This is a genomic window from uncultured Methanobrevibacter sp. (assembly GCF_902784195.1).
GTDB lineage: Archaea > Methanobacteriota > Methanobacteria > Methanobacteriales > Methanobacteriaceae > Methanobrevibacter.
The window spans coordinates 326577-350679 of record NZ_CACZTX010000001.1 but is presented as its reverse complement, the minus strand read 5'-3'; the positions used below and the strand labels follow the sequence as shown (position 1 = coordinate 350679).

Sequence of the window (24103 nt, the reverse complement as noted above, 5' to 3'; positions counted from 1 at the left end):
TAAATTAAAATAATTTAAGATATAACTATAAAATCAAAGAGATTAATTTTAAAATAATTAAAGATATTAACTATAAAATCAAAGAGATTAATTTTAAAATAATTAAAGATATTAACTATAAAATCAAAAGATATTAATGATATTATGAAAGTAGTAGCTATTGGTGCAGATATTTCAAGCAATGATGTTTCTGTTTCTGAGTCATTAGTTGAAAACATTGAAAAGGATATTCCTAAACTATTGGAATTGGGAGCAAGAAAGGCAGCTTTAACAAATATAACCGGTGATGATGTTGTAATCACTGCATTTGTTGAAGATGAACTCTTGGAAACAGTCAATGCAGGCATTGTAGAAATATTAAGAAATAATGCAGAGGACTTAGGAGATGTCGCTGGAATATCACAAGACCCTAATAAGGGAGGTGAAGGAGTCTCCTATGCAGAAGCGAACCTCGAAGATGGTGAGTATCAGGATGCTATAATAATGGCCTTTGACACTTATGGAGGTGAATCATTTGTAGCGGATGTTGCTAATTCTGTCATAGAAGCTGCCAGTGGCATGAAAGCAGTCACAGGCCTAAGCGATAAGATAGGCACAAGAACTGATATTCCGGGAGTCGGATATGTCTCACCTGATGATACGGATGATCCTGTTGTGGTTGTTTCAGTCAATGAACTGGAACAGATTGCTGTTGTAGCAAGTGCAATGATTGGAGCAGCTTTAGGAAATAAGAACACCTATCTTGTAAAGAGGCATACTGCATGCAATGTGCTTCCAGGAAGCGTCTTGGTATCTGTAACTGCATTAATGAATGGAAATATGATAGATTTATCTATACCATTTGAAAACAAAACAAGAATTTTAGGTTAAGTATCATTTTAATTAATTTAACATTTAATATTTTTAATATTTTTATTTTTAAAACTAATTTAATTGATTGTTATTTTAATTAAAATTGCATTTATTTTTTTACTATTTTTTTATACAATATTTCAGCATTATTTTACCAATTAAATAATGAATAACTATTTAATATTTAAAGACTAAATATATTATTGATTAATAATTTTATATAAAATTTATATAATTATTATCTAGATTTAAACTTGATAAAATTAATTGCAATTCAAAAAATTATTTAAAATTACGATTGTGGTTCATATGATAATATTAAATGAAAATACAAAATGTTTGGTACAGGGAATTACTGGAAAACAAGGTCAATTCCATACTGAACAAATGATAAAATACAATACAAAGATTGTAGCAGGAGTAACTCCAGGCAAAGGCGGTCAGGAAGTTTGTGGAGTTCCTGTTTTTGATTCTATTGAAGAAGCTAAGGAAAATGTTGATGTAAATGCATCAATCATATTTGTACCTGCACCTTTTGCAAAGGATGCAGCATTTGAATCCATTGATCATTTGGATTTGGTTATTATAATCACTGAACACATACCTATTCATGACACTATGGAAATCATGGCTTATGCAAAGGCAAAAGGCGTTACTGTCATTGGACCAAACACTCCTGGTGTAATCTCTCCTAAAGTGGGAAAACTTGGTATTATGCCAACACATATCTTCTCTGAAGGTGATGTTGGAGTTATTTCCAGAAGCGGTACATTGACTTATGAAATTGCAAGCCAATTGACTCGTGCAGGAATCGGACAAAGCACTTGTGTAGGTATTGGAGGAGACCCTGTAATCGGTACTCCATACATTGATGTATTGGACATGTTCGAAAATGACCCAGATACAAAGGAAATAGTATTGATTGGTGAAATCGGTGGAGGAGCTGAAGAGGCTGCAGCTGAATACATTAAGGAGAACATTACTAAACCTGTTGTAGCTTATATTGCAGGTCTTTCTGCACCACCTGGAAAAAGAATGGGTCACGCAGGAGCTATCATTGCTGGTAACTCCGGTACTGCAAAAAGTAAAATGGAAGCTTTGACGGCTGCTGGCGTTAAAGTAGCTAAAAAACCTTCTGAAATTGTAGAATTTATTAAAGAAGCTCGTGGAGAATAATCTCTCCATCTTTTTTTATTTTTTCAATTAGAATTAAAATCATACAAATCTAAAAATTAAAATTTACAAAAACTGCTGTTTTTATTGAAACTATTTTTCTCGGTGATATTATGGATAAAGAAGAAATTATTGAAAAGTTATTGGCTGGTGAAATGAAGCTTTATCAAATTGACAAGTTTACTGAAAATGCAACAGAAGCTTTAGACATCAGAAGGGAGTTTATAGAGAGACATTCCAATTGCAAGCTTGAAAAGATTGCTGATTATACTTTGGATATGGAACTTGCATTCGCAAAGAACATTGAGAATCCTATAGGAACTGTACAAATACCTATTGGAGTGGCAGGTCCATTAAAAGTCAATGGGGAATATGCGAAAGATGATTTCTTTGTACCTCTTGCAACATCTGAAGGCGCATTATTGGCTTCAGTCAATAGGGGCTGTTCAGCTATCACTGCAGCTGGAGGGGCTAATGCAAGGGTTATCGGCGATAAGATGACCAGAGCTCCAGCCATTAAAACAGATTCAGTTGTTGAAGCTGTAAAGGTCAAGCAATGGTTTGAAGATAAGTTTGATGAGCTTAAGGCAATTGCAGAATCAACAACTAGCCATGGAAAATTGGTTAAGATAGATCCTATTATCATTGTAGGAAATTATGTTTATCCTCGTTTCGTTTACTCAACTGGAGACAGTATGGGTATGAATATGGTAACAATTGCCACTGAAAAGGTATTGGCTAAATTGCATGAGGATTTAGGAGTTCATGCTTTGGCTTTAAGTGGAAATCTATGTGTTGACAAAAAGCCTGCAGCAATCAATATTGTTGAAGGAAGAGGAAAAACAGTGGTTGCAGACATATTAATACCGGAAGCAATTGTCAGAGCAAAGCTTAAGACAACTGCAAAGGCAATAGAAGAGGTAAACACCGCTAAAAACTTAATAGGTTCTGCTGCAGCAGGAAGCATGGCTTTCAATGCTCACTTTGCAAACATGATAGGAGCGATATTCTTGGCAACCGGTCAGGATGAAGCACATGTTGTGGAAGGTTCCTTAGGAATTACAACTGCAGAGGATAGGGATGGAGACTTATACTTCTCTGTAAACATGCCTGATTTGCCTATTGCTACCATTGGCGGTGGAACAAGACTTGAAACTGCTAATGAAGGATTGCAGATAATCGATTGTGCAGGATCCGGCAAGGTAAACAAATTTGCTGAAATTGTCATTTCAACTGTTATGGCTGGTGAATTGTCCTTAATTGCAGCAATATCTGCAGGACACTTGGCAAAAGCTCACCAAGAGCTAGGAAGATAATTGATTTTAATTATCTTTTTTTAATTTCTTTATTTTTTTACTTTTTTACTTATTCATTTATTTTTATTTATTTGATTTTTATGGAAAAAGAGCATATTGATTTCAGGAAAGAATTTGAAGAATTCAAAAAGGAATTGGAAAATAGCAAACCTATCTTTGATGATGATTCCATTGAGTTTAATGATTTTGACAATTTAATATCAAATGATGATTTCAATCCTTTAGACGGCCTTGACGAATCTAATGATCAAGCTATTTTTAGCAAGAATTTTCCTCAAATTTCTCTTGAAACCGATGATATTCTAATGAATTTAACCATTAAAAAGGATTATTCATCTATTGAAGACTTAGATAAAAGAAAAGAAGAGTTTATCAAGGATTTAAAGGATTTCATTGATGAGTTTGAATCAACAGAAGAATCAAGCCAATTGATGAAATATTATGACTAATTTTTAATTATTTAGTTTCAAATATAAAATAATAAATACTAAAATGAACATATAAACAATTACTTATTAACAATAGTTAAAAATTTCCAGTATTTTACTGTTTTAATAAAAGGTGATATTATGTGTAGTTCTGGAGGCCCAATGGCTGAACTTTCAATGAAAAAATTGAAAACAAAGAAATATAAATGCTTAGATTGTGGAAATGACTTTAAAGGATTAGGTAAAAAGGTTATCTGTCCTTCCTGTCAAAGTGACAATGTAGAAGCACAAGAATAAACCTATTGCTATTTTAAGTGTTAAGAGTAAATATTAATTTGCTCTTTAACTTTTTTTATTGAATTATTATACTTTTTTTGATTATTGCAGATTATTTTAGGTTTGATTTTGATTTAGATTATTAAATCGATTATGTGGGATTATCATGGAAACAGAAATCAAGTTTACAAAGGATGAAATACTGTTTTTGCTTGGTGAAAGCGGTATGGTTGGAATAGTTAAGGCTGGAGAGGATAAGATGCTGTTTATAGGAACTCCAGACAGTGATGAGATTGTCCAATATCTTGAAAAAGATGATTTAATAGCTGTTTCCTCCTTTAATTTAGGTGAAAAGTATGAAAAGGGAATAAGGTCTCTTGCTTATCTTACAAGGGATATAGAGTCACCTATACTTGTCCTTCCAAAGGATCATCCATCATCAAAACGTCTTAAAATGGTATTGTCTGTTGGTGAAAACGTTAGATTAGACTGTGGAATAGTTCCTGGAACACACCCTGAACAGGATATCTTATGCTCCTGTGACAGCTTATCAGGATTGAATATAGTCAAATCCAAAGATGGTGTTGTTATTGAAGGGGAAGTCAAGAACTATAAGATTGAGCCATTTTAAGCATTTTTATTAATAATTTTATTTATTTATTTATTTTTTTAAAAAATAGATTATCTTTTCTAAGATTCCATATCTTATTTTTTTTTAATATTTATAATTTTATTTTAAAAAGTTTTATATATATAAAATAAAATAGTATTAAATGAATTTATTTAAAAATTATAGAATTGAAAATTATGTTATTGCATGAACAAGCATTCCAATTAATCGGTGAAGGAGTTGTACTCTTAATATTCCTGATAGTGGTTATACTCATTGTAGGACTTCTTTTAGGAATAATTTTAGTAAGGAGAAATAAACTGGTAATGCCATCAGTTATAATATTTATTGTAAATGTGTTTTATTCTCCATTGAAGAGTTTTGCAAACCTTTTAGGGCTTGATGATTCATTGGTTGACAATATTGGAATTGAAGTAAGAAACAAGGTCAATAAGGCTAAATTCGAAAAGATAGCTCCTGAAGACAAGATCATTGTATTGCCACACTGCCTTAGGTCTGCTCATTGTGAAGCTAGCTTAAAGGAAACTGGTGTTCAATGCACATACTGCGGTAAATGTGCAATTGGTGTCATTAAGGCAAAGGCCGAACCAATGGGATATAGGGTATTTACCGTACCGGGTTCCAGTTTTGTTAAAAAAATTATTCAGCAGAACAAGTTCAAGTCTGTTGTTGGAGTGGCTTGTCATGTGGACTTGAATCAAACCATGATGGCCTTATCAGATTTTGCTCCTCAAGGGGTTCTTTTATCTACCTCTGGTTGCTTTGAAACAAAGGTAGACGTTTCAAAAGTTCTTGAAACAATAGGTTATTACGATTATAAAAAACAAGAAGAAAACCTTTAAGTTTAAAAGAATAGATTATTATGATTATAAAAAGAAGAAAACGTAGATGAGGTGAAAATATGCCTGAAAATGATATAAATCCATTTTTTACCATTAAGAAAGTAAGAGAAGGGGATGAATTGAAAATGGACCAGAAATTCATAAAGATCAGAATGAATTCAAATAAGGTCATGGCTATTCATTATAAAGCTCCTATGGAAAGAACAATTGAGTTAGAGATGTTCTTTGAAAATTTCAATCCTATTGATAGAATAAACTATGATATAGGTGGAACCGGTTGGGTAGGTGCAAATTTCAGAGGCCTTATTGACGGTAAAGACGATTCATTGCAGGTTGATTACGATTATAAGATTCTAATGCTAGAGGAATACAAATGTCCTACTAAAGTGGAACTTAAGAATTTAAAGAGAAGTTCTAAATTTAGGCCTAATTTCACTTTGGCAGATTCCTAGTCTTTAAAATATTCATGGAGGATAACTATGAACAGTAAAAAAACAGCAATATTTGCTATTGCAGTGCTTGCAATTGTCATAAGTTCATTAGGTGCCGTTTCAGCTTTTGAACTGTTTGGAATGAACCTTTTCGATTCTTCCACTGATTTTGACAATAAATTCATGTCAGGCACATTCAATGGTGAAGTGATTCAAAATGAAATCAAGGATAATGGTTCAACTAAAGGTTGGACAGATTCCTATAGTGACAATGAAAATAATATAACCTATAATATGACCTGTGTAAAGGATGGAAACTTTATCACAGATGTTTATCAATTGCAAGGATTAGGTGCTCCTGAAGTAAGGAATTACAATGGTCAACCTTGGAAAATATTCTATTCACAAGCTGTTCCAGACAACAATGTGACTGATAATAAAACATCTGGAAACGATACAAACAATACAATAAACGTCTATATCTGTGAAGCGGATATCAATGGAACTGCATATACAATCAATGTAATGGCTTATGATAACAAAACCGAATGTGACGGTACCTTATTCTGTCCATTGTATAAGGATTACATAGGTCCTTTAGTTGAAAGCATTAAATTTAAAGATGCTAAAAAGGCTCCTGAAATGTCTGATTTATTGGGCATGTCAGATGAGGAGTTTAAATTCAATAAGGATTATGTGGACGGAATTTTAAATGGAACCATTGATCCTAGTAAACTTCAATAAATAAAATAAATAATTAATTTAAGAGAACAGAATAATTAAATAGTTATTCTGTTGATTTTTCTTTTTTTTTTAATGAATGGTTAAGTTTAAGTGATATTTATGAAAGTAACTGTTTTTCATGCTAATGAATGTGATAAAAGGAAATGCACAGCATTTAAAATGGAAAAGCAAGGAAAATGCAAAATAGTCTATAAGATACACCAGATTCCACGTGGTGCAGTTGTCCTTAATCCATTTTCCGAAAAGGCAGTTTCCTATGAGGATAGGCCCCTTGTTGAGAATAAGGGAATTGTAGGACTTGACTGTTCCTGGAATAAGGTGTCAAAGTCTGCAAGTTTCTTCAGTTTATCAAGATATCACAGATCTCTTCCCTTTTTAATAGCTGCAAATCCCGTAAATTTCGGAAAGCCTTGCATATTGTCTACAAATGAAGCGATTGCAGCTACATTTTACATAACCGGATTTAAAGATGAGGCACATCATATCATGGATGGTTTCAAATGGGGTCATTCCTTCATTGAAATGAATTATGACTTATTGGAAGCTTACAGTGATGTAAAAACAAGTGAAGAGGTAGTACGAATACAAAATGAGTTCTTAAAGGCTCATCAAAGGTAATAATAAACCTAACATTTATATAGTATTAAATTAATATATTTTATTAATAGTTATGATTACATGCTGTTGTAATTCATAATTTATTCTTTTAAACTTTTATTATGAATTTAATGAATTATTTCTCTAGAATTTTTTCATGAATTTCTATTTAAGTTATATTGATCAATTAATTTAATAAGATATGGAGGAATTGTTAATGGCAAGATTTGAAGAAGCAGAAAACAGAATGTTTAATGTAAAAATCTGTTTAAAATGTAATGCACGTAATCCTGCTGGAGCTACTACTTGTAGAAAATGTGGTTACAAAGGTTTAAGATTCAAAGCAAAAGAACCTAGAGGATAGATTCAATCTATCCCTTTAAACTTAAAAGAGAATTTTTATTCTCTTTAGATTTTTATATTAAATTTCTTATTTTAAAAACTAATTTTAACTAATTTTATAATTATAACTATTTTTATCAATTTTACTAATTTTAACTAATTATATAGTTTCAACTATTTTTATCAATTTTACTAATTTTAACTAATTATATAGTTTCAACTATTTTTATCAATTTTACTAATTTTAACTTATCCTTTTTTGAAATTATTATAAAAATTTTTAAAAAAGCGATATTAATTTTAAATACTAATAAGTTAATAAATATATGTAATTAATAGATTATTTAAAAAATTAACTTATATTAAACTAAATAATCTAAATTAATTTACTTTAATTAACTATATTTAAAATTCATTGTGTGATTATATGGAAAATGTAGAAGCTCATTTTAAGGAAATATTAAAAACTCGTAAAATTCATTTAACTTTAATCGATCCTGATGAACAAAGCCCAGAAGAAGCTGTATCTATTGCTAAAGCAGCAATTGAAGGTGGCAGTGATGGTATTATGGTTGGAGGTTCCACTGTAGATACTGCTGCACTTGACGGAACTTGTAAGGCATTATCTGAAAACATTGATTTGCCTATTGTATTGTTCCCAGGAAACATCAATGGTGCAAGCAAATATGCAGATGCTATCTTCTTCATGAGTTATTTAAATTCAAACAATCCTTACTGGATTATCGGTGCACAAGCATTGGCATCACCTGCAGTTAATAAAACTGGAATTGAAAAGATTCCTATGGGTTATGTTGTAGCTGAACCTGGTGGAACTGTCGGTTGGGTTGGAGATGCTAAATTAATCCCACGAAACAAGCCAAAAATCCCTGCGATTTATGCTATGGCAGCTGAGAACTTAGGTATGAGATACTTCTATATTGAAGCAGGCTCTGGTGCAGATCAACCTATTCCTCCTGAAATGGTTGCTTATACAAAAAGAGTTACCCAAGACATTGTTCTTGTAGTAGGTGGAGGAATCCGTGATGCAACAGCAGCTTATACTGCAGCAAAAGCTGGTGCAGACATCATTGTTACTGGTACTGTTGTAGAGGAAACTTCAGATGTTAAAGGTAAAATCCAAGAGATAGTAGCAGGAGTTCGTAAGGCTTCTGAATAATTAAACTATTTCTTTTTTCTCTTTTTTTACTATTTTTATCTATTTTTACTATTTTTTATCTATTTTTAACAATTTTTCATCTATTATAACTATTCTTTATCTATTTTTAACAATTTTTTAACTAAATAATTATTTTTCAAATGCTCTTTCTAAAAATTAATTATATATTTAATAAATATACTTAATTATGAAATAATTTATAATAAAATAATTTATAAGATTAAATCAATATTTTAATATATAATAAATATGCTTTTGAAATTAAGAAAAAATTATAATTTTTAGGTTTTATCATGTTAAATTCGTTATATACAGAGGCTATTAGAAAAAAAGGATTAATCAATGAACCTTTGGAGGAATATAAGGAATCTGAAATAGACATTGAATCCAAATGGCATGAAGAGGAGATTATTTCAAGTGATTCAAATCCTATTCTTGCTGCTGGTGATGGAAGCTATAACAAAAAGAAATATCTCAGCTTCAATTTCTATGCAGTGGCTGCACAATCTCTCATTTATAATCCAAATGATACAGAATCAAAACTAAAGGCAATTGAATCTGCAGAGCTTGATATTATACCTCATCAATCATTCTTGGAGGAAAGATTGAGAAATATGATGAGCATATTTGAGATAAAGACTGCAATAAAGACATTCAATGACTTTGATATAGATTATTATATGGATGATGGATCTATTTTAGGCGATTTAATCCGTCCAATTCCTGTAGAAAAGAGCATTGCACCGGAATACAAATCAAGAATAATAGCTCAAGTCAAGGAAAAGCTGGAATCTGAAATACAATCCAATGAATTAAATCTATCTTCATTTAATTTCAAAGAAGAGTTTAAAGACTTGTTTGAAGATGAAAACATTGATGAATATGCTTTAATAACCTTCTTGGAGAGTTTGGAAAACTTGATTGCCTTAAAATATCTTTTAGAAAATAAAGAGAAAATCATAGCCATTTCCAAAACATCATCAAGCAATGAAATATTCCATGCAAATATACCAGATATGGCTATTTTAGATGGAATGACAAGAAAACAAGGATTCAGTGAACCTTATCACAGAAAGGTAACATATAAAACCAAGCATGATTTCCCAATCGAAAACGAGTTCTTTAGGGAGCTTTGGTTTACAATATTCTTTGCACGACTTGATGACAATAAGAACATAATTAAAATAGAATTGCCTTATTACACTAAAGATTTGGATGATATAAGGGAAGTTTTAAAGGTTTTAAAGTCAAATTCAACAGAAGGATATCCATTTTTACTAAAGAAAGCGCATAAGGATGTTGTTATTTCAAATCAGGATATGAATAGCTTGTCTAAAATAATCGGATTTTTGGATAAGTCAGGTCGTGAAATGTTAAATTAGGATAAATAGTCCCTATAAGATAATTAATAATCGAAATTAAGTTTTATTGAAGTTTATAATATAAAAAAATTAAATATTACAAATATAATTGAGTTTAGAGGTTTAAAAATGATTGGAAGATGCATAGGAGAAACATCTCTTATTGAAGTGAGTTTCATTTCAAAAGAAATGCCGCAAGTAGGTGAATACGTAACACTTGAATATGATGGAAAAATCATTTTAGGAATGATAGAATCAATGGTTCGTGGAAGCGTTTCCTTGAATAATGAAATATATGATCCTGATACAATTGCAAAGATAAGGGAAATTGAAGGTGATGACTATTACATTAAGGGCAATATATCCATTCTTGGTGATGTGAATGACAATTTAAAGTTGCCACGTACCCCTGCACCTCCTGGAACACCTATTTATCCTGCTCCTAGTGAAGTTTTAGATAAGATCTTCCACATTGAAAACTCTCTTAAGCTTGGTCATCTGATAAACAATGAAGATGTGGAAGTGGGTGTAGACATCAATAAGATGGTTTCTCGTCACTTGGCAATTCTGGCAATGACTGGTGCAGGTAAGTCAAACACAGTTTCTGTAATCATTGATGGTCTTTTAGAGTACAACGGTTGCATGCTAATCTTTGATATGCACTCAGAATATGTTGATGCGGAATTTACTAATGGTAATGTCAATGTAATCAAACCAATGATAAATCCTCAATATATGGAATTTTCAGAGATGAAAAAATTAGCTAAAATTCCTGGATCCGCTCCCCTTCAGGAAAGGTACTTTAGAAGAGCATTTAATAAGGCAAGGGAATTAGTCCGTGAAGGAACAGCAAGCACTGCTGATTTTATTGAATTGCTTTACAAAATTTTAGATGATTGGTATAATGATGAGGACTATGACCCGGGCAATAAGAAGAATATCATGGATGTAATCAATAAAATTGAGGATTTAAATGTAAAATATGATAAATTATTGAATGTTAATATCGGTGACTTCCTTACTCAAATAAAACCTGGAATGGCAAATGTGCTTGATTTAGGTCAAGTGGATGAAAATACTGCTGAAGTTCTTGTAGCACATGTCCTTAGAAGGTCTCTTAGAAGCAGAAAGCAATATGTAAGGCACAATGATAGTGATGCTTTGTCATTCCCAGTGTTCTTTGTGGTTGAAGAGGCACATATCTTAGCTCCTCAAAGCAGGAATCCGGACAGTAAATATTGGATTACACGTATAGCAAGAGAAGGGCGTAAGTTTGGTTTAGGTCTTTGTTTAGTTAGCCAATCTCCAAAATCTGTTGATGGGGAAACATTATCACAAGCCAACAATATGATTATACTTAGATTAGTGGAGCCAAAAGACCAAAAGCATGTTCAAACAGCAAGTGAAAGCCTTAGTGAAGATTTGGTAAAACAGCTCCCTTCACTTAACATAGGGGAAGCATTGGTTTTAGGCCTTATGACCAAGGTTCCAACCCTTGTAAAGATCAATGAATTCAAAGGACGCCAACGTGGCGGAGACTTAAATATCATTGAGCAATGGCAATCAAAAAAGGAAGATGAAGAAAAAGCTTTACAAGAAGAATTAAGCAAATTCAACAGTTTAGGCGGAGGATACTGATAATTTATAAATTTTAAAAAGATTTATAAACTATTAATCCAATTTCTTGTATCCATTAGAAAATAAATTATAATTATACAGTGATTTAAAAATTTAAAAAAAATAAGTGGGTGATAATATATGAGATTTGCACATTTGTCTGATAGTCATTTAGGGTATAGGCAATTTGGTATTTTGGAACGTGAACAGGACTTTTATGATGTATTTGCTAGAAACATTGATAAGATAATTGAAATGGATGTGGATTTTGTAATTCACAGTGGAGACTTATTCGATAACAATCGCCCTTCAACAGAAGCATTGCTAGCATTTCAAAAGGCTTTGCTTAGATTGAAAGAAGCAAAAATACCTATTTATGCAATAGCTGGAAACCATGATTCAATTTTAAGAAAAGACGCTTTGCCTCCACAGGTCTTATTTAAGGATATAGGACTTAATTTAATCAGTCCTGATAATCCTCTTTATAATGAAGGGGCAGTTTTAATCTGTGGTATTCCTTATATGCCAAGCTCACAGGGACGGGCATTGAAAGAGAGGTATGACCAATTGTCAAGAATTGCAGATAAATACCTTAAATCAATATTGGTATCTCACCAAGGAATTGATAAATGGATGCATGAGGACACATATGAAATTGAATTGTCCCAAATGCCAGAGAATTTTGACTATTATGCTATGGGTCATGTACACAATTATGTTGAAGAGGATTTCGGTAAAGGAAAACTGGTTTATCCAGGATCTATGGAAATATGGAGAAATTCCGAATCCAATAATAATTATAGGGAGTTTGGTAAAGGATTCGTCGTAGTTGATTTAAGTTATGATACTCCACAAGTAGAAAGAGTTAAAATAGATCTCCCAAGAAAGTTCTATAAGGAAATTATCGATTATAATAAGTTTGATGAGAAGATTCATGAATTAAAAGAAGAGATTCTATCTTTAGATAATAAGCCTATGATAGATTTAAGTGTTGTTGGTGGAGATTTTGAAAGCGCTGATGTTTATGAGGCAATTAAGAATACAATAGGAGAGCATGTCTTGAATCTTAGACCAACATTTAAGCCAGATAAGCTTCTAATTGATGAAATTGAAATTGACCTTGATAAGACATTGGATCCAAGGTCATTATTGCATCTAAAAGTCAATGAGAAATACGGTAGGGAAGAAGTGAATAGATTATCTGTAGATTTATTGGATAATTTATCTGTAGGCAGAATAGATGATGCTCAAATGATTTCTGATAGGTTTTACAAAGACTATTACTTCAATGATGAGGAGATGAATGGCAAGGACTTAGGAAATTCCGAGTCAGATAGTTTAGATGATTATTTGGATAGGAATATGGACAATTCCAAAGATGCAACCGTTGAAGAAAAGTCAAATTCCAAGCAAATGAGTTTTGATGATTTTTAATTGGGTGATATGATGATATTTAAAAAACTAGAATTAAAAAACTTTAAGTCCCACGCTAACACTACATTGGAATTCAGTCCAGGCATTAGCCTTATTGTGGGAGAAAATGGGGCTGGAAAGTCTTCAATTTTTGAAGCAATTACATTTGCATTGTTTAAGGTATACAGTGCTAAAACCATCACAGATTTAGTCAGATCCAATAAGAACATAGGCGATAAGATAGAAATGATGGTTAAATTAACCTTTTATACAAACAATCATGAATATAGAGTGGAAAGAAGTGTTACTTTAGCCAAATCCTCAAAATCCACATCAGAATTATATAAGATTACTAATGGCCATGAAGAGATAATTGCTTCTGGAAACAAGGCTGTTGACAATGAGATAGAAATCATTTTAAGCATGGACTCCTCAACATTCCTGAATGCAATTCATATTAGGCAAGGTGAAATAGCTGATTTAATCGACAAGACACCTGCCACTCGTAAAAAGCTTATCGGTAAGTTATTGAAGCTTGAAGAACTGGAAAAGGCATATGAAAATCTTCCAAGGATCAGTGAAGACTATAAGACTAGAAAAGCTATCTTGAAAGATAGGATTCAGAGCGAATCAGAACTTAATTTTGAGCTTAAAAAAGCTAAACAAGAGCAATTTGAATTATCTGAAAAAAATAAAGCTCTAAAAGCTGACTATGAAGCTCTCGATAAGGATATTAAGGATAAAAATAAGGAAAAAGAAGAATTGGACAAGCAAAAATCAGAATTTGAAGCTCTTCAATTAAAACTTGTTCATGAAAATACTAATTTAGAAGGAATGAAGAAAAGAAAAGCAGAATTAATAGAAAAATATGATGAGATCCAAAGAAATGAAAAGGAAATGAATCTCTTGAAGCCTTCCACTGAAAAGCTTCCTATCTATAAGGACTTTAAAGAGTCTTTAAACAACTTAAACAAATTTAAGGATGATGAAAAGGACAATAAGCAGAAATTAGTTCAAATTGAAGGATACAAATCAACTATTGATGCTGAAAAGGAAAATCATGAAAAGTTCATTGGATTGGATGGTGAAATCAAAGCATTGAACAATAAGAAAGCAGAATTATCTGCTGAGTTAAAACGCATAAATGAATTGGAAAATGAGAGAAAAACCTTAATCAAGGATATTGAAGATAACAATAAAGTTTTAGAAGAGTTCTCTAATGATTCAATTTCCGTTTTAGCACTCTTTGATGAAAATATAGCTCCAATAAAAAGCAATGATGACTTAACTAATTTAGACAGCATTGTTGAGGCTAAAAGAACCACTCTCAGAACTGAAATTGAAGGTATTGATTCTGAGATAAATGAGTTGAATAATCAAATCATTACTTTAAAGCAAGAGATAAAATCATTTGACAAACCATTGTCTGATATTCAAAAGGTTGAAAATAAATGCCCTATCTGTCAGTCAGATATCAGTGAAGATAAGAAGAATGAACTGATTGATATGTATGAGGAAACTATATCCAATGATTCCAAGAAGATAAATGAAAATAATGAAATACTTGTTAAATTAAATAATGAGAAATCATTAAAAGATGCTAATTTATTGAAGCTTGACTCAATTAAAACAAAGATTTATCAGAATAAGCATATTGTTGGTGATTTGGATAAATTCAATCTTAGCTTGGAGTCTGTAAACACTAAAATAAATGAACTTCAGGACAAGATCAAAGAGCTTGAGGAATTGGATAAGATTATTGAATCCAAAAACAATGAGTTCAAAGAGCTTGAATCCCATAACAAGAAGTACTTGGAAGCAACTACTCTTCTTAAATCAGCTCCAGATGAATCTAAAATCAGGGATGAATTATACACCATTGCAGGGAAAATCAATAGTGAAAGTGAAAAGCTAAAAGCATTCATTGCCTCAGATTCAATGCTCTCATTGGAAATCACTGAAGAAACACTGGATGAATTAATTGATGACTTGACTAAAAAAGACAGCAAATATCATGTTTTGCTTGGATCCATTAAGGGTAAAGAGGAATATGAAGAAAAGATTAAAGTCAATGAGAAAGATATTGAATCCAAGGAAAATGAGATAAAAGAGATTAATAAAGCAATTGAGACTTCTCCTTACAATGAAGAGAACTATAATTACATGAGCTTTTTAATTGAAAGATTGAATGAAAAATTCAATAAATTATCTCAACTTATTGCAGTTAATGATAATAATATAACTATATATGATACTACAATAGGTACAATAGAAAAGACCATTGAAAATAATAGAAAGAATAAGGAAGAGTACATTGCAATTAAGGAATATTATTCATTGCTTGAGGAATTAAGAACATTATATGGTAAGGATGGTATTCAAGGCGACTTAAGAAGCCAGTCAAGACCATTGATTCAGAAGTATACAAGGGAATTCTTTGAAAAATTCAATTTCAACTACTCTGACCTTATACTGGACAATGAATATAACATTTCCATTTTTGGTCCTGAAGGTGAAGCTAACATAGATATGGTTAGTGGTGGTGAAAAAATTGCTATCGCTCTTGCATTAAGGTTAGGAATCACACAGGCAATGTCTAAAGGAAATATTGAAACAATCCTTTTGGATGAGCCAACAATTCATTTAGACAGTTATCGTAGACAAGAATTGATTAGTGTACTGCGTAGTATGTCTGTAATTCCTCAAATGCTAATAGTTACTCATGATGATGAATTGGAAAATGCTGCCGATACATTGATTAGAGTAATAAAAGAAGATGGCATTTCCAATGTTGAAATCAATAGCTAAATATTTTTAGATAAGTAATCTATTCATTTACTTATCCTATTTTTTTTTTTTTTTATTTGATATTGTGTTTATTTTACTTTAAAAAAAGCTGATTTTATTAATATTTAAAAAAAGAAGGAATTGATTTAATTAAAAATCATCACAAAATTCGTCATAATCTCCACTGACAATTGATCTTATGTCATCTACAATGCAGTTTGCATTCCATCCAACCACTGCCTTTGCTTTTTTCTCAAGCTCTTCTGGAACTATTTCCATACCATACGGACGCACTAAAAGTATAGGAATGTTAAATTCTTCTGCCTTTTCAATTAAAATGTCGATATACATCTGATTATAATTGTAAATTCCGGATAAAACAACAATAACATCTACTTTCTTAAAGAAGCTTTCACCAAATGGAGCATAATCCTTTGCCATTGATTCTGTCCATAGGAAGTCAGGTTTAGAGTATAGTTTCTCTGTAAATTGTCCATATTCATTTTCCTGATCAATTCCACGTGTTATGATGAGATTATAGATTTTATTGTCTTGTTCTTCTTCAAACATTTTATCCTTCCTTTTTATTTTTAGTTAATTTTATTTTTTTTTATTTGTTCAATTCTTATATTCTATATTGTTTTCTTAATATTAAAAATTTTATATAAAAATCAACTTAATTAAAAATTTTTATTAAAAAAATGCATGATGGTTAGATATTCATTATTGATTAGTTAATAAGTAAAGTTTATTTGAAAAATAGGATATAATCTAAAAATGAAAATATGAATCAAATCTAAAAACAGTTAAAAAGAAAGATAAAAATTAAGTATTTTTAGTTTTTTTATATGGGATAATCATTTTTTTTAAAAATAACTTAATTTTTATTCTTTAACTTAGTTAGAGTCTTACCTTAAAGGTTATCTTCAATTTATTTTTTATAATTCATTATTTATAAATGTAATGTTTATTTAATCTAATTTTATCTATTCATTTTGATATCTAGAAACAAATATTAATTATTATTCTCATTAAGGCAATATTTTTAAGTTAATTAATGTTTAAATAACTTTAATACAATTTAAAAAAAATTTATTACTCAATTAGAATTTAGAAATGGATAAATTATATTTTATAAAAAAAGGGAAAAAGAGGATTATTAAAAAATTAGAATGACTCTTCATATATTCTCATGAGGAAATGGGCAAGTGAAACGATATCCATACGGTTATGCTCTATTATAGGGATTAAAGGACCTATATTCTTTGTTGTTAAATAGGTTCTATAGTAATCTGGAATATAAGCTCCAGGCACATCATCATCCCTTTTGATACCGAATAAATGCTCTTCAATGGTTGTTAATTTACAGTTTGGGAGCTTGTCTTTCCATAAATTACGGGCAGGATATATTAAGTCAAAATGAGTTTGATCAAGATTGCAATTCATTCTATATAATCTTGCTCTGTTCTTAATGAAAGGAATATCGAATTGGGCGCCGTTATAAGTTACATGAACGCTTGCTTCATCAATATGGGAAAGGTAGCTTTCAATAAGTGCAGGTTCCTCTTCCTTATTCCTAAGCAAATATTGATTGGATTCAATATAATTCCCTTTTATCTCAGCAATTCCAATTAAAATTATTGCTGCATTTGACAATCCGAGAGTTTCAATATCCATAAACTTGAGATTGAATGGATCGAGAGAACTTAAAGCCTTAATTGTGCTGTTTCTAGAATTAGGATATTTATTTAAGCTTTTAAGTAGATTAAATTCCTTTATGAAACATTCCTTTTCTATTTTTTCTATTAATCGTTCTGCTTTCTTTGCATAATTGGGATGGTTTAACAAATCATAAAATGTATTGTATCCCTCTTCCTTAAGTTTCATTTCTGTCTGAAATCCTATTCCAGGCATTAGCTTTAAGTTTGAGGCTAAGTCATCTTTGATTGATTTGTTCTTGCTTTCTAAGGAAAAGTCTATTTTTTCTTTTCTGGTGATTTTCAATGTCTCTCCATAGATGTTTTCAATGACTTTGCTTCCTTCAATATCCAAGAAATTCCAATCTTTGTATTTATGCATCAATCCGAATTTAAGATTGTTAAAATAAGTGAGAGAGTCCAATCTACCTCTTTCATAAGCTTCTTTAGATGGATTTGCAGAAGATAATGAATTTGAAAGGATCTTTTCAAGATATGGTTCATGCTCTTCTCTACGTGATGTCATAGTATCTTTAGAAATTTATATGAAATGTAATGTAAGTATATGGCAATTCACAGCAAGGAACAACATCTCTTGAATTGATTACAACTTTTCCAAACTTATCCAAGTAGGATTCAATCTCAGCTCTGACTGCCTTGACTTTGTTTGGATCATGAACCCTTACATTTCCTAAAAAACTGGTACCTTTAGATGTTTTCATAACGGAAAGCCCATCCATTCTGTAAGGCAGTTCATGTTTTTCAAGGATATTGTTGATGTCTATATTGATTTGGTCTTTTATTTCATTCTTATTTTCATCAGTGATTTCCATAATATCACCTTTTTACATATAATTATTTATTTTTATGATAAATATATTATCTATTTCAATTTTAATGTTTCAATTTAAGCAAGAATTCATTAGCGTCTTCATGTCCAGGGTCAATTGAAATGGCTTTTTTTACAAAAGATAACGCCCCTAACTTATCATCTTGTTCATAAAGGATTTTTCCAATGAGATAATATGCATCAGCACTATCTTCCTTGATTATGATATTGGTTAATATTTCTTTAGCAATGCTATAGTTTCCCTTATTGAACTCTTCAAGGGCATCCGCATATGCTTCATCTAAAGGGTTAGTCTCTTTATTATCCTCACTTTTATCCTCACTTTCAAGCATATCTTCTTCAAATGATTCATTAGAATAATAATTATGGGCATTTCTTTTATCTTTTTGATTATAGTATGTTTCATTATATGATATATTATCTTCCACATCCTGATTTTCCAATGCTGATAATTCCTCTGGAGATAACTTATTCATCTCTTCCCACATGTAATCCAAAATAAACTCAGTTGCTTTCTTGTGCAATGGCTTATTATCATTTCCGCATTTGGGAGAGTATATGCATGAAGGACATCCGTTTTCACATTCACAGGTCTTAAGCAGATTCCTTGTGGAACTGGTTAATTTGCTGAATACATCAATAGCCTTTTCACAAATACCAATTCCTCCTTCGTATGCATCATAAATGAAAATTGAAGCTTCTTGAGTGTCTTCATGATAATTGGTAGAAAGCCCACCAATATCAAACCTATCACACATAACATGAAGTGGGAACAGTCCTATCAAAGCATGTTCTGCACCGTGGAGACCTCCTGCAAAGACTTCACTTTCATTTTTAAATCTCTCTTCCAATGTCTCTTTGACACTGTCTGGTATGGTAAACCATAATCCTTTTGTCTTGAATTTCAATGGAGGCAAGTCTAGAATGTATGTTCCAATTGTCTTTGAAAACTCCATTCTTTTGTATTTGTAATAATCTTCCTCTACTTCAAGCTCTCCATAATGAACTGTGAAATCTCCGATTTTAACCTTTTTGATCTTTTTAATGATTTTTGTTTGAGTTCTCTTAAGTGCAATAGTATGTGCATTAACATCCCTTTTAATCACATCTATAATATGAGTATTGAAGTCAACATCAGTTACAATGTATGTCTGGCCTTTATTGATTAAGATAGCTCCTTCATGAGCTTCCCTATACATTTGTGACCTTTCAATCTTTTCAATCAGATTATTTCCATTCATTACGCTGAATATTTCATTGGAAATCTGGTCAAGTGAAAATTCAAATGCAGGATTATCGTCATATGGATAAATGTAAAGTCCAGCACTCTTTCTCAAGTCTCTATTTTGAACAATATTATCTATGAAATCTTCATCAACATCAAACACCTCTTCAATCTCTTCTGGAGCAAGAGGCAATTCATTAGCAGCACAGATAATATGATTATTCAATAGCTTTTCATTATTTAAATCGATTACAACGTTTTCATGAGGTTTGTCAAAGAAGAATTCAGGGTTTTTCATAAAGTATTGGTCTAATTGGTTTTCAAAAGCAACCAAGATAACAAGGGATTTTTGATTCCCTCTACCCGATCTTCCTCCTTGTTGCCATGTTGAAATCATGGAGCCAGGGAATCCTGAAATGATAACAGCATCAAGGCTGCCTACATCTATACCTAACTCAAGTGCATTTGTAGAAGTGACTCCCAAATATTTTCTTGATTTAAGGCCATCTTCTATTTCTCTTCTATCTTCTGCTAAATATCCTGCCCTATAAGCTGAAATCCTATCCACATAGCGTTTTTTAGTATGCTCCATATCCCTTTTTGTCCATAATGCAATTAATTCTGCAATCTTTCTGCTTGATGTGAAGCATAATGTTTGTATGTCTTTGAGTAGCAAATAAAGGAAAATCCTTTCAGTTTCCTGGTGTATGGAGAGATTTTCATCATCAGAATGCACTGGCAATTTCTTATATGGATTATATAGGATAAAGTCTTTCTCACCACTTGGTGAACTGTCTTCATCTATCAATTCAAATTCCTCTCCAGTCAGCTTTTCTGCGAGCTCTAAAGGATTAGCAAGTGTTGCAGAAGACAATATAAATTTAGGATTTGAACCATAAAAATTGGCAATTCTCTTTAGTCTTCTGATTAGGAATGCAACATTTGAACCGAATATTCCTTTGTAATAATGGGCTTCATCAATAACAATATACTTTAGATTTGAATAGAAGCGTTCCCATTGATGATGCCATTGCAAGATCAAATGGATTTGATAGGGATTTGTAAGAATGACCCGTGATTCTTGTCTTATCTTATACCTTTTTGCCTTTGGAGTGTCTCCATCATAAGGATTTGGATGAATGTCAAGGTCCAATTCATCATCAAATTTCCTTAAAACCTTCAATTGATCGTAAGACAATGCCTTTGCAGGATAAATGTATAATGCACAAGCATCATTATCCTTAATGAGCTCTTCCAATACTGGCAAATTGAAGGATAATGTTTTTCCGCTTGCAGTAGGTGTTGTAATGATTATGTTCTTATCCTCTCTGGATTTTTCAATAGCTAAAGCCTGGTGTTTATATAGCTTTATTTCCCTTTCCTCAAGGTAGCATAATATCTTTTTCTCTAATTTATCCACCTTTTTATAGCTAGCCTCTTTTGCAGGAATGGTCTCGACATGCTCAATTTTTTTTCTAAAACGGATATCGTTTTTAAACTTGTCGATATTTTCCATCTCGTCTTTGTCTTTAGCCATACTTGTCATAATAATCATTAAAGAATTTAGTAATTAATAAGTAAAAAGTTTTATAATATATATTTGTCAAGCAAATTTAATAAAACTTATCCTATATTTCTTTTTATATTAAATAAAACTTTTCCCATTAGTTTTATTTTAGTTTTCATTTGCTCTATGTTTATTTATTTAAATACAAAAATTAAAATATTTCTTAAATTAATATAAGTATAGATATGACTATGGATATGGCTATAGATTTTGACTATATATAAAATTTTAATAAAATGTAAGAGGGGTAAATTTGATAGATTATAATGAATTTGAAGAAATAGTCGTTAATGTTTTAGAAAGGGATATTTCTTCAAATGAAGACCAAAAATTAGCTATTTCATCACCTAAAGATCAATCATTGTTCATTGTTGCAGGACCAGGGTCTGGCAAAACAACCGTAATGGTGCTTAAGATATTGAAGTTCATTTTTGTAGATGACATTTCACCTAATGAGATATTGGCAACCACTTTTACAAGAAAGGCCGCAAGTGAACTGTTATCACGTATTCTTAGTTGGGGAGACAAGATAAAATACAAGCTCATAGCCAATTACATGGATAAGATGTTCAGCGGTGAAATCACTGATGATTCCATAATAAAGGAAATCAATAGAATTGATTTCAATCAGATTAATATAGGAACCATAGACAGCATTGCAGATGAATTATTGCGTATTCATCGTCAAGCGGGAACAAGCCAACCTATTTTAATTGAGGATTTCGTTGCAAATTCAGTTATGATAAATGAGTGCCTTCTTAAGGATGACAGATATAAGCATGACTCATTGCAAGAGTATTTGGCAGAGATTACTGGAAAGCAATCAAATACTGAAGAAAAGCCTAAAATAAAGAATCTGACCATGATGGCAAGCATATTGATTGAAATCAAGGAACACATTTACTACAATATGGTAGACATCAATAATATCTTAAGAAATATTCAATCTAATGAAATAGGAAAGCAATTGTCTTTAAAGCTAATTTTAGAATATGCAGAAATACTTAAAAGCCAAAACATCTATGATTTTGCAATGCTTGAAACTGAATTCTTAAGAAGATTGAATTCAGATAGCTTAAATGTATTCTTGAATGATATAAAAATCATTTTAGTTGATGAATATCAGGATACAAACCTATTGCAAGAGAGCATTTACTTTAAAATTGCTAAATCAGCCATTCAAAATGGGGGAAACATTACAGTAGTAGGGGATGATGACCAGTCTTTATATAGGTTTAGAGGAGCTAGTGTAGATTTATTCACTAATTTCATTGAAAGAATAGCTAAGATTGGTATTGAGGCAAAGGAAGTTAATCTGAAAACCAATTACAGATCCACAGAAAATATCATTGACTTATGCAATGACTTTGTTGAATTGGATGATGAATACCAATCAGCAAGGGTTAAGGAAAAGCCAAAGATTGAAGTCCCAAGCATTAATGGTGATGATTCAAATCAAGTGCCTATTTTAGGCATGTTCAGAAACAATGAGCAGCTTCTTGCCAATGATTTGGCCAAATTCATTGATGAATTAAATAGAAATGGAATAGTTAAACGTAAGATTAAAAGAGTTTTAACTAAAGATGATAATCAGAAATTCAATTCAGACAATAAGACAACTTTAATCAATTATAGAGATAAAGGATTTGATTTGGCAGAAAATGAAGATGAAATAGTTATTGAACTTGGAGATGATGGTTCTGCTGAAGATATTGCATTTTTAACTTATTCTCCAAAAGAACTAACTGCAAGAGGCAGTCGTACATTTACCTTTGCATTAAAAAAGCAATTGGGAAGGCTTAGGCATCCTATTGAAGTATTTAACCCTAGAGGTCAGGATTTGCAGAATATAGATTGTGTAGCTGTATTTTGCGGTTTGATGTTGGAATGCATAGATCCAAGTTCAAAATATCAAAGGACTAATGATAAATTGCCTAATGCTGCAAGCATGAATATGAATGTTTGGCGTAGAAAGGCAAATTCATACATTAAGGATGTCAATCCAGAGCCTCATTCACCGGTTTCATTAGAGAAATTCGTAACGCATTGGCAAATAAGACATCCATTTTCTTCCGATGAATCAAGTGACCTTAAATGGCCTATAAAAGCAAATCTAATGGAATTGGCATATAAATTGGTCAGTTGGATTCCTGAATTCCAGGAAGATGATGAAGGTGTAGTGTATCTGAAGGCAATCACTCAAACAATTACACAGACAAGTTTCTTTAATAAGTATTCAGCAAATATCGATTTTTCTTCACCGGAAGCGGAAAAGGAATCAATAAATGAGGCATTGCTAAACATCTTCGTTCCAATTGCCACTGGTGGAGTGCAGATTGATGAGAATTTATTTGAAGTCATTCCTTCAAATCGTTTTAATATCATGTCCATTCATCAGGCAAAGGGATTGGAATTTCCTCTTGTAATTGTTGATGTTGGATCAAGATTTAAGAAGAACCTATCTAAAGATGCTAATTTAAGATTCCCTAAAGATGCTGATTCCTCTTCCATTATTCAAGATAGGATAAGAAAATACAGTGCACTGTCTAATAATAATAGGGATTCTAAAGACATGGCATTTGATGATTTGACAAGATTGTATTTTGTTGCATTCTCCAGGGCAAAAGATGTTTTGCTATTAGTAGGATTAAATCCAAACATTGATGGATATAAACAAAAAGAAAAACAAATGAAAATACCTAATGTTGCATTAGGTTGGAATAGGGATGAAGAATTTATAGGTTTTGACAATATATTTTTAATTTAATTAATCGTTC

General features: G+C 31.4%; 21 protein-coding genes. 17 read left to right on the top strand and 4 right to left on the bottom strand.

The genetic code is table 11. The features are described 5' to 3' along the window. Nucleotides 1-144: 144 nt before the first annotated feature. The 16 genes from QZU90_RS01565 (at nucleotide 145) to QZU90_RS01490 (ending at nucleotide 16008) form a co-directional block, all read left to right on the top strand. Nucleotides 145-870, top strand: coding sequence for a hypothetical protein (locus tag QZU90_RS01565; protein ID WP_296855131.1), 726 nt, complete (start codon nucleotides 145-147; stop codon nucleotides 868-870). 291 nt (nucleotides 871-1161) lie between these two features. Further along, nucleotides 1162-2028: a succinate--CoA ligase subunit alpha gene (gene sucD / locus QZU90_RS01560; protein WP_296855129.1), complete on the top strand. Its 867-nt coding sequence runs from the start codon at nucleotides 1162-1164 to the stop codon at nucleotides 2026-2028. Nucleotides 2029-2138: 110 nt separating this feature from the next. After that, nucleotides 2139-3341: a hydroxymethylglutaryl-CoA reductase (NADPH) gene (hmgA, locus tag QZU90_RS01555; RefSeq protein WP_296855127.1), complete on the top strand. Its 1203-nt coding sequence runs from the start codon at nucleotides 2139-2141 to the stop codon at nucleotides 3339-3341. 80 nt (nucleotides 3342-3421) lie between these two features. Then, nucleotides 3422-3790, top strand: a complete 369-nt coding sequence (locus QZU90_RS01550) for a hypothetical protein (protein ID WP_296855125.1) — start codon at nucleotides 3422-3424, stop codon at nucleotides 3788-3790. Nucleotides 3791-3910: 120 nt separating this feature from the next. Next, nucleotides 3911-4066, top strand: a complete 156-nt coding sequence (locus QZU90_RS01545) for a hypothetical protein (protein ID WP_292779506.1) — start codon at nucleotides 3911-3913, stop codon at nucleotides 4064-4066. Nucleotides 4067-4211: 145 nt separating this feature from the next. Further along, nucleotides 4212-4676 (top strand): hypothetical protein, encoded by a 465-nt coding sequence (locus QZU90_RS01540; protein ID WP_296855121.1) that lies wholly within the window; start codon nucleotides 4212-4214, stop codon nucleotides 4674-4676. A gap of 176 nt (nucleotides 4677-4852) precedes the next feature. Then, the gene (locus QZU90_RS01535) at nucleotides 4853-5518 is read left to right on the top strand and encodes a DUF116 domain-containing protein (protein ID WP_296855119.1); all 666 of its coding nucleotides are present in this window, start codon (nucleotides 4853-4855) and stop codon (nucleotides 5516-5518) included. 59 nt (nucleotides 5519-5577) lie between these two features. Next, nucleotides 5578-5970 carry a hypothetical protein gene (locus tag QZU90_RS01530; RefSeq protein WP_296855117.1) on the top strand — a complete coding sequence of 131 codons (393 nt, stop codon included), beginning with the start codon at nucleotides 5578-5580 and terminating at the stop codon, nucleotides 5968-5970. 27 nt (nucleotides 5971-5997) lie between these two features. Next, nucleotides 5998-6693: a hypothetical protein gene (locus QZU90_RS01525; protein ID WP_296855115.1), complete on the top strand. Its 696-nt coding sequence runs from the start codon at nucleotides 5998-6000 to the stop codon at nucleotides 6691-6693. A 99-nt stretch (nucleotides 6694-6792) separates the two neighbouring features. Next, a complete protein-coding gene (locus tag QZU90_RS01520; RefSeq protein WP_296855113.1) occupies nucleotides 6793-7311 on the top strand; it encodes a DUF367 family protein in 519 nt (172 codons plus the stop codon). Nucleotides 7312-7507: 196 nt separating this feature from the next. Next, nucleotides 7508-7654: a 50S ribosomal protein L40e gene (locus QZU90_RS01515; RefSeq protein ID WP_048812436.1), complete on the top strand. Its 147-nt coding sequence runs from the start codon at nucleotides 7508-7510 to the stop codon at nucleotides 7652-7654. A 405-nt stretch (nucleotides 7655-8059) separates the two neighbouring features. Further along, entirely contained in the window at nucleotides 8060-8809 is a 750-nt protein-coding gene (locus tag QZU90_RS01510; RefSeq protein WP_296855111.1) for a geranylgeranylglyceryl/heptaprenylglyceryl phosphate synthase, read from the top strand. A gap of 293 nt (nucleotides 8810-9102) precedes the next feature. Further along, nucleotides 9103-10191: a DNA double-strand break repair nuclease NurA gene (locus QZU90_RS01505; protein WP_295605262.1), complete on the top strand. Its 1089-nt coding sequence runs from the start codon at nucleotides 9103-9105 to the stop codon at nucleotides 10189-10191. 108 nt (nucleotides 10192-10299) lie between these two features. Further along, complete coding sequence (locus QZU90_RS01500; protein ID WP_295605260.1) at nucleotides 10300-11808, top strand: ATP-binding protein; 1509 nt, start codon at nucleotides 10300-10302, stop codon at nucleotides 11806-11808. A gap of 120 nt (nucleotides 11809-11928) precedes the next feature. Further along, entirely contained in the window at nucleotides 11929-13221 is a 1293-nt protein-coding gene (locus tag QZU90_RS01495; RefSeq protein WP_296855108.1) for a DNA repair exonuclease, read from the top strand. Between the two features lie 12 nt (nucleotides 13222-13233). Further along, nucleotides 13234-16008 (top strand): AAA family ATPase, encoded by a 2775-nt coding sequence (locus QZU90_RS01490; RefSeq protein WP_296855106.1) that lies wholly within the window; start codon nucleotides 13234-13236, stop codon nucleotides 16006-16008. 129 nt (nucleotides 16009-16137) lie between these two features. Here the strand turns inward: QZU90_RS01490 and QZU90_RS01485 are convergent, their stop codons facing one another. From QZU90_RS01485 to QZU90_RS01470, 4 genes are all read right to left on the bottom strand, one after another. Next, nucleotides 16138-16557, bottom strand: a complete 420-nt coding sequence (locus tag QZU90_RS01485) for a nuclease (RefSeq protein WP_295605254.1) — start codon at nucleotides 16555-16557, stop codon at nucleotides 16138-16140. Nucleotides 16558-17154: 597 nt separating this feature from the next. Next, nucleotides 17155-18210 carry a ribonuclease H-like domain-containing protein gene (locus QZU90_RS01480; RefSeq protein WP_296855104.1) on the bottom strand — a complete coding sequence of 352 codons (1056 nt, stop codon included), beginning with the start codon at nucleotides 18208-18210 and terminating at the stop codon, nucleotides 17155-17157. A 7-nt stretch (nucleotides 18211-18217) separates the two neighbouring features. Beyond that, entirely contained in the window at nucleotides 18218-18517 is a 300-nt protein-coding gene (locus QZU90_RS01475; RefSeq protein ID WP_295605251.1) for a hypothetical protein, read from the bottom strand. A 61-nt stretch (nucleotides 18518-18578) separates the two neighbouring features. Continuing rightward, on the bottom strand, nucleotides 18579-21305 hold the full coding sequence (locus QZU90_RS01470) for a DEAD/DEAH box helicase (RefSeq protein WP_296855101.1): 2727 nt from the start codon (nucleotides 21303-21305) through the stop codon (nucleotides 18579-18581). Between the two features lie 274 nt (nucleotides 21306-21579). On the opposite strand from QZU90_RS01470, the gene QZU90_RS01465 reads away from it, so the two are divergent. Next, nucleotides 21580-24093, top strand: coding sequence for a DEAD/DEAH box helicase (locus tag QZU90_RS01465; RefSeq protein WP_295605248.1), 2514 nt, complete (start codon nucleotides 21580-21582; stop codon nucleotides 24091-24093). The last annotated feature ends 10 nt before the right edge of the window (nucleotides 24094-24103 follow it).

Bases quoted from the DNA above. Each gene is read 5' to 3' on its own strand.
- QZU90_RS01480 (WP_296855104.1), bottom strand. From the start codon at position 18,210: ATGACATCACGTAGAGAAGAGCATGAACCATATCTTGAAAAGATCCTT.
- hmgA (WP_296855127.1), top strand. From the start codon at position 2,139: ATGGATAAAGAAGAAATTATTGAAAAGTTATTGGCTGGTGAAATGAAG.
- QZU90_RS01520 (WP_296855113.1), top strand. From the start codon at position 6,793: ATGAAAGTAACTGTTTTTCATGCTAATGAATGTGATAAAAGGAAATGC.
- sucD (WP_296855129.1), top strand. From the start codon at position 1,162: ATGATAATATTAAATGAAAATACAAAATGTTTGGTACAGGGAATTACT.
- QZU90_RS01525 (WP_296855115.1), top strand. From the start codon at position 5,998: ATGAACAGTAAAAAAACAGCAATATTTGCTATTGCAGTGCTTGCAATT.
- QZU90_RS01535 (WP_296855119.1), top strand. From the start codon at position 4,853: ATGTTATTGCATGAACAAGCATTCCAATTAATCGGTGAAGGAGTTGTA.
- QZU90_RS01530 (WP_296855117.1), top strand. From the start codon at position 5,578: ATGCCTGAAAATGATATAAATCCATTTTTTACCATTAAGAAAGTAAGA.
- QZU90_RS01510 (WP_296855111.1), top strand. From the start codon at position 8,060: ATGGAAAATGTAGAAGCTCATTTTAAGGAAATATTAAAAACTCGTAAA.
- QZU90_RS01495 (WP_296855108.1), top strand. From the start codon at position 11,929: ATGAGATTTGCACATTTGTCTGATAGTCATTTAGGGTATAGGCAATTT.
- QZU90_RS01550 (WP_296855125.1), top strand. From the start codon at position 3,422: ATGGAAAAAGAGCATATTGATTTCAGGAAAGAATTTGAAGAATTCAAA.
- QZU90_RS01515 (WP_048812436.1), top strand. From the start codon at position 7,508: ATGGCAAGATTTGAAGAAGCAGAAAACAGAATGTTTAATGTAAAAATC.
- QZU90_RS01565 (WP_296855131.1), top strand. From the start codon at position 145: ATGAAAGTAGTAGCTATTGGTGCAGATATTTCAAGCAATGATGTTTCT.
- QZU90_RS01505 (WP_295605262.1), top strand. From the start codon at position 9,103: ATGTTAAATTCGTTATATACAGAGGCTATTAGAAAAAAAGGATTAATC.
- QZU90_RS01545 (WP_292779506.1), top strand. From the start codon at position 3,911: ATGTGTAGTTCTGGAGGCCCAATGGCTGAACTTTCAATGAAAAAATTG.
- QZU90_RS01475 (WP_295605251.1), bottom strand. From the start codon at position 18,517: ATGGAAATCACTGATGAAAATAAGAATGAAATAAAAGACCAAATCAAT.
- QZU90_RS01485 (WP_295605254.1), bottom strand. From the start codon at position 16,557: ATGTTTGAAGAAGAACAAGACAATAAAATCTATAATCTCATCATAACA.
- QZU90_RS01500 (WP_295605260.1), top strand. From the start codon at position 10,300: ATGATTGGAAGATGCATAGGAGAAACATCTCTTATTGAAGTGAGTTTC.
- QZU90_RS01490 (WP_296855106.1), top strand. From the start codon at position 13,234: ATGATATTTAAAAAACTAGAATTAAAAAACTTTAAGTCCCACGCTAAC.
- QZU90_RS01470 (WP_296855101.1), bottom strand. From the start codon at position 21,305: ATGACAAGTATGGCTAAAGACAAAGACGAGATGGAAAATATCGACAAG.
- QZU90_RS01540 (WP_296855121.1), top strand. From the start codon at position 4,212: ATGGAAACAGAAATCAAGTTTACAAAGGATGAAATACTGTTTTTGCTT.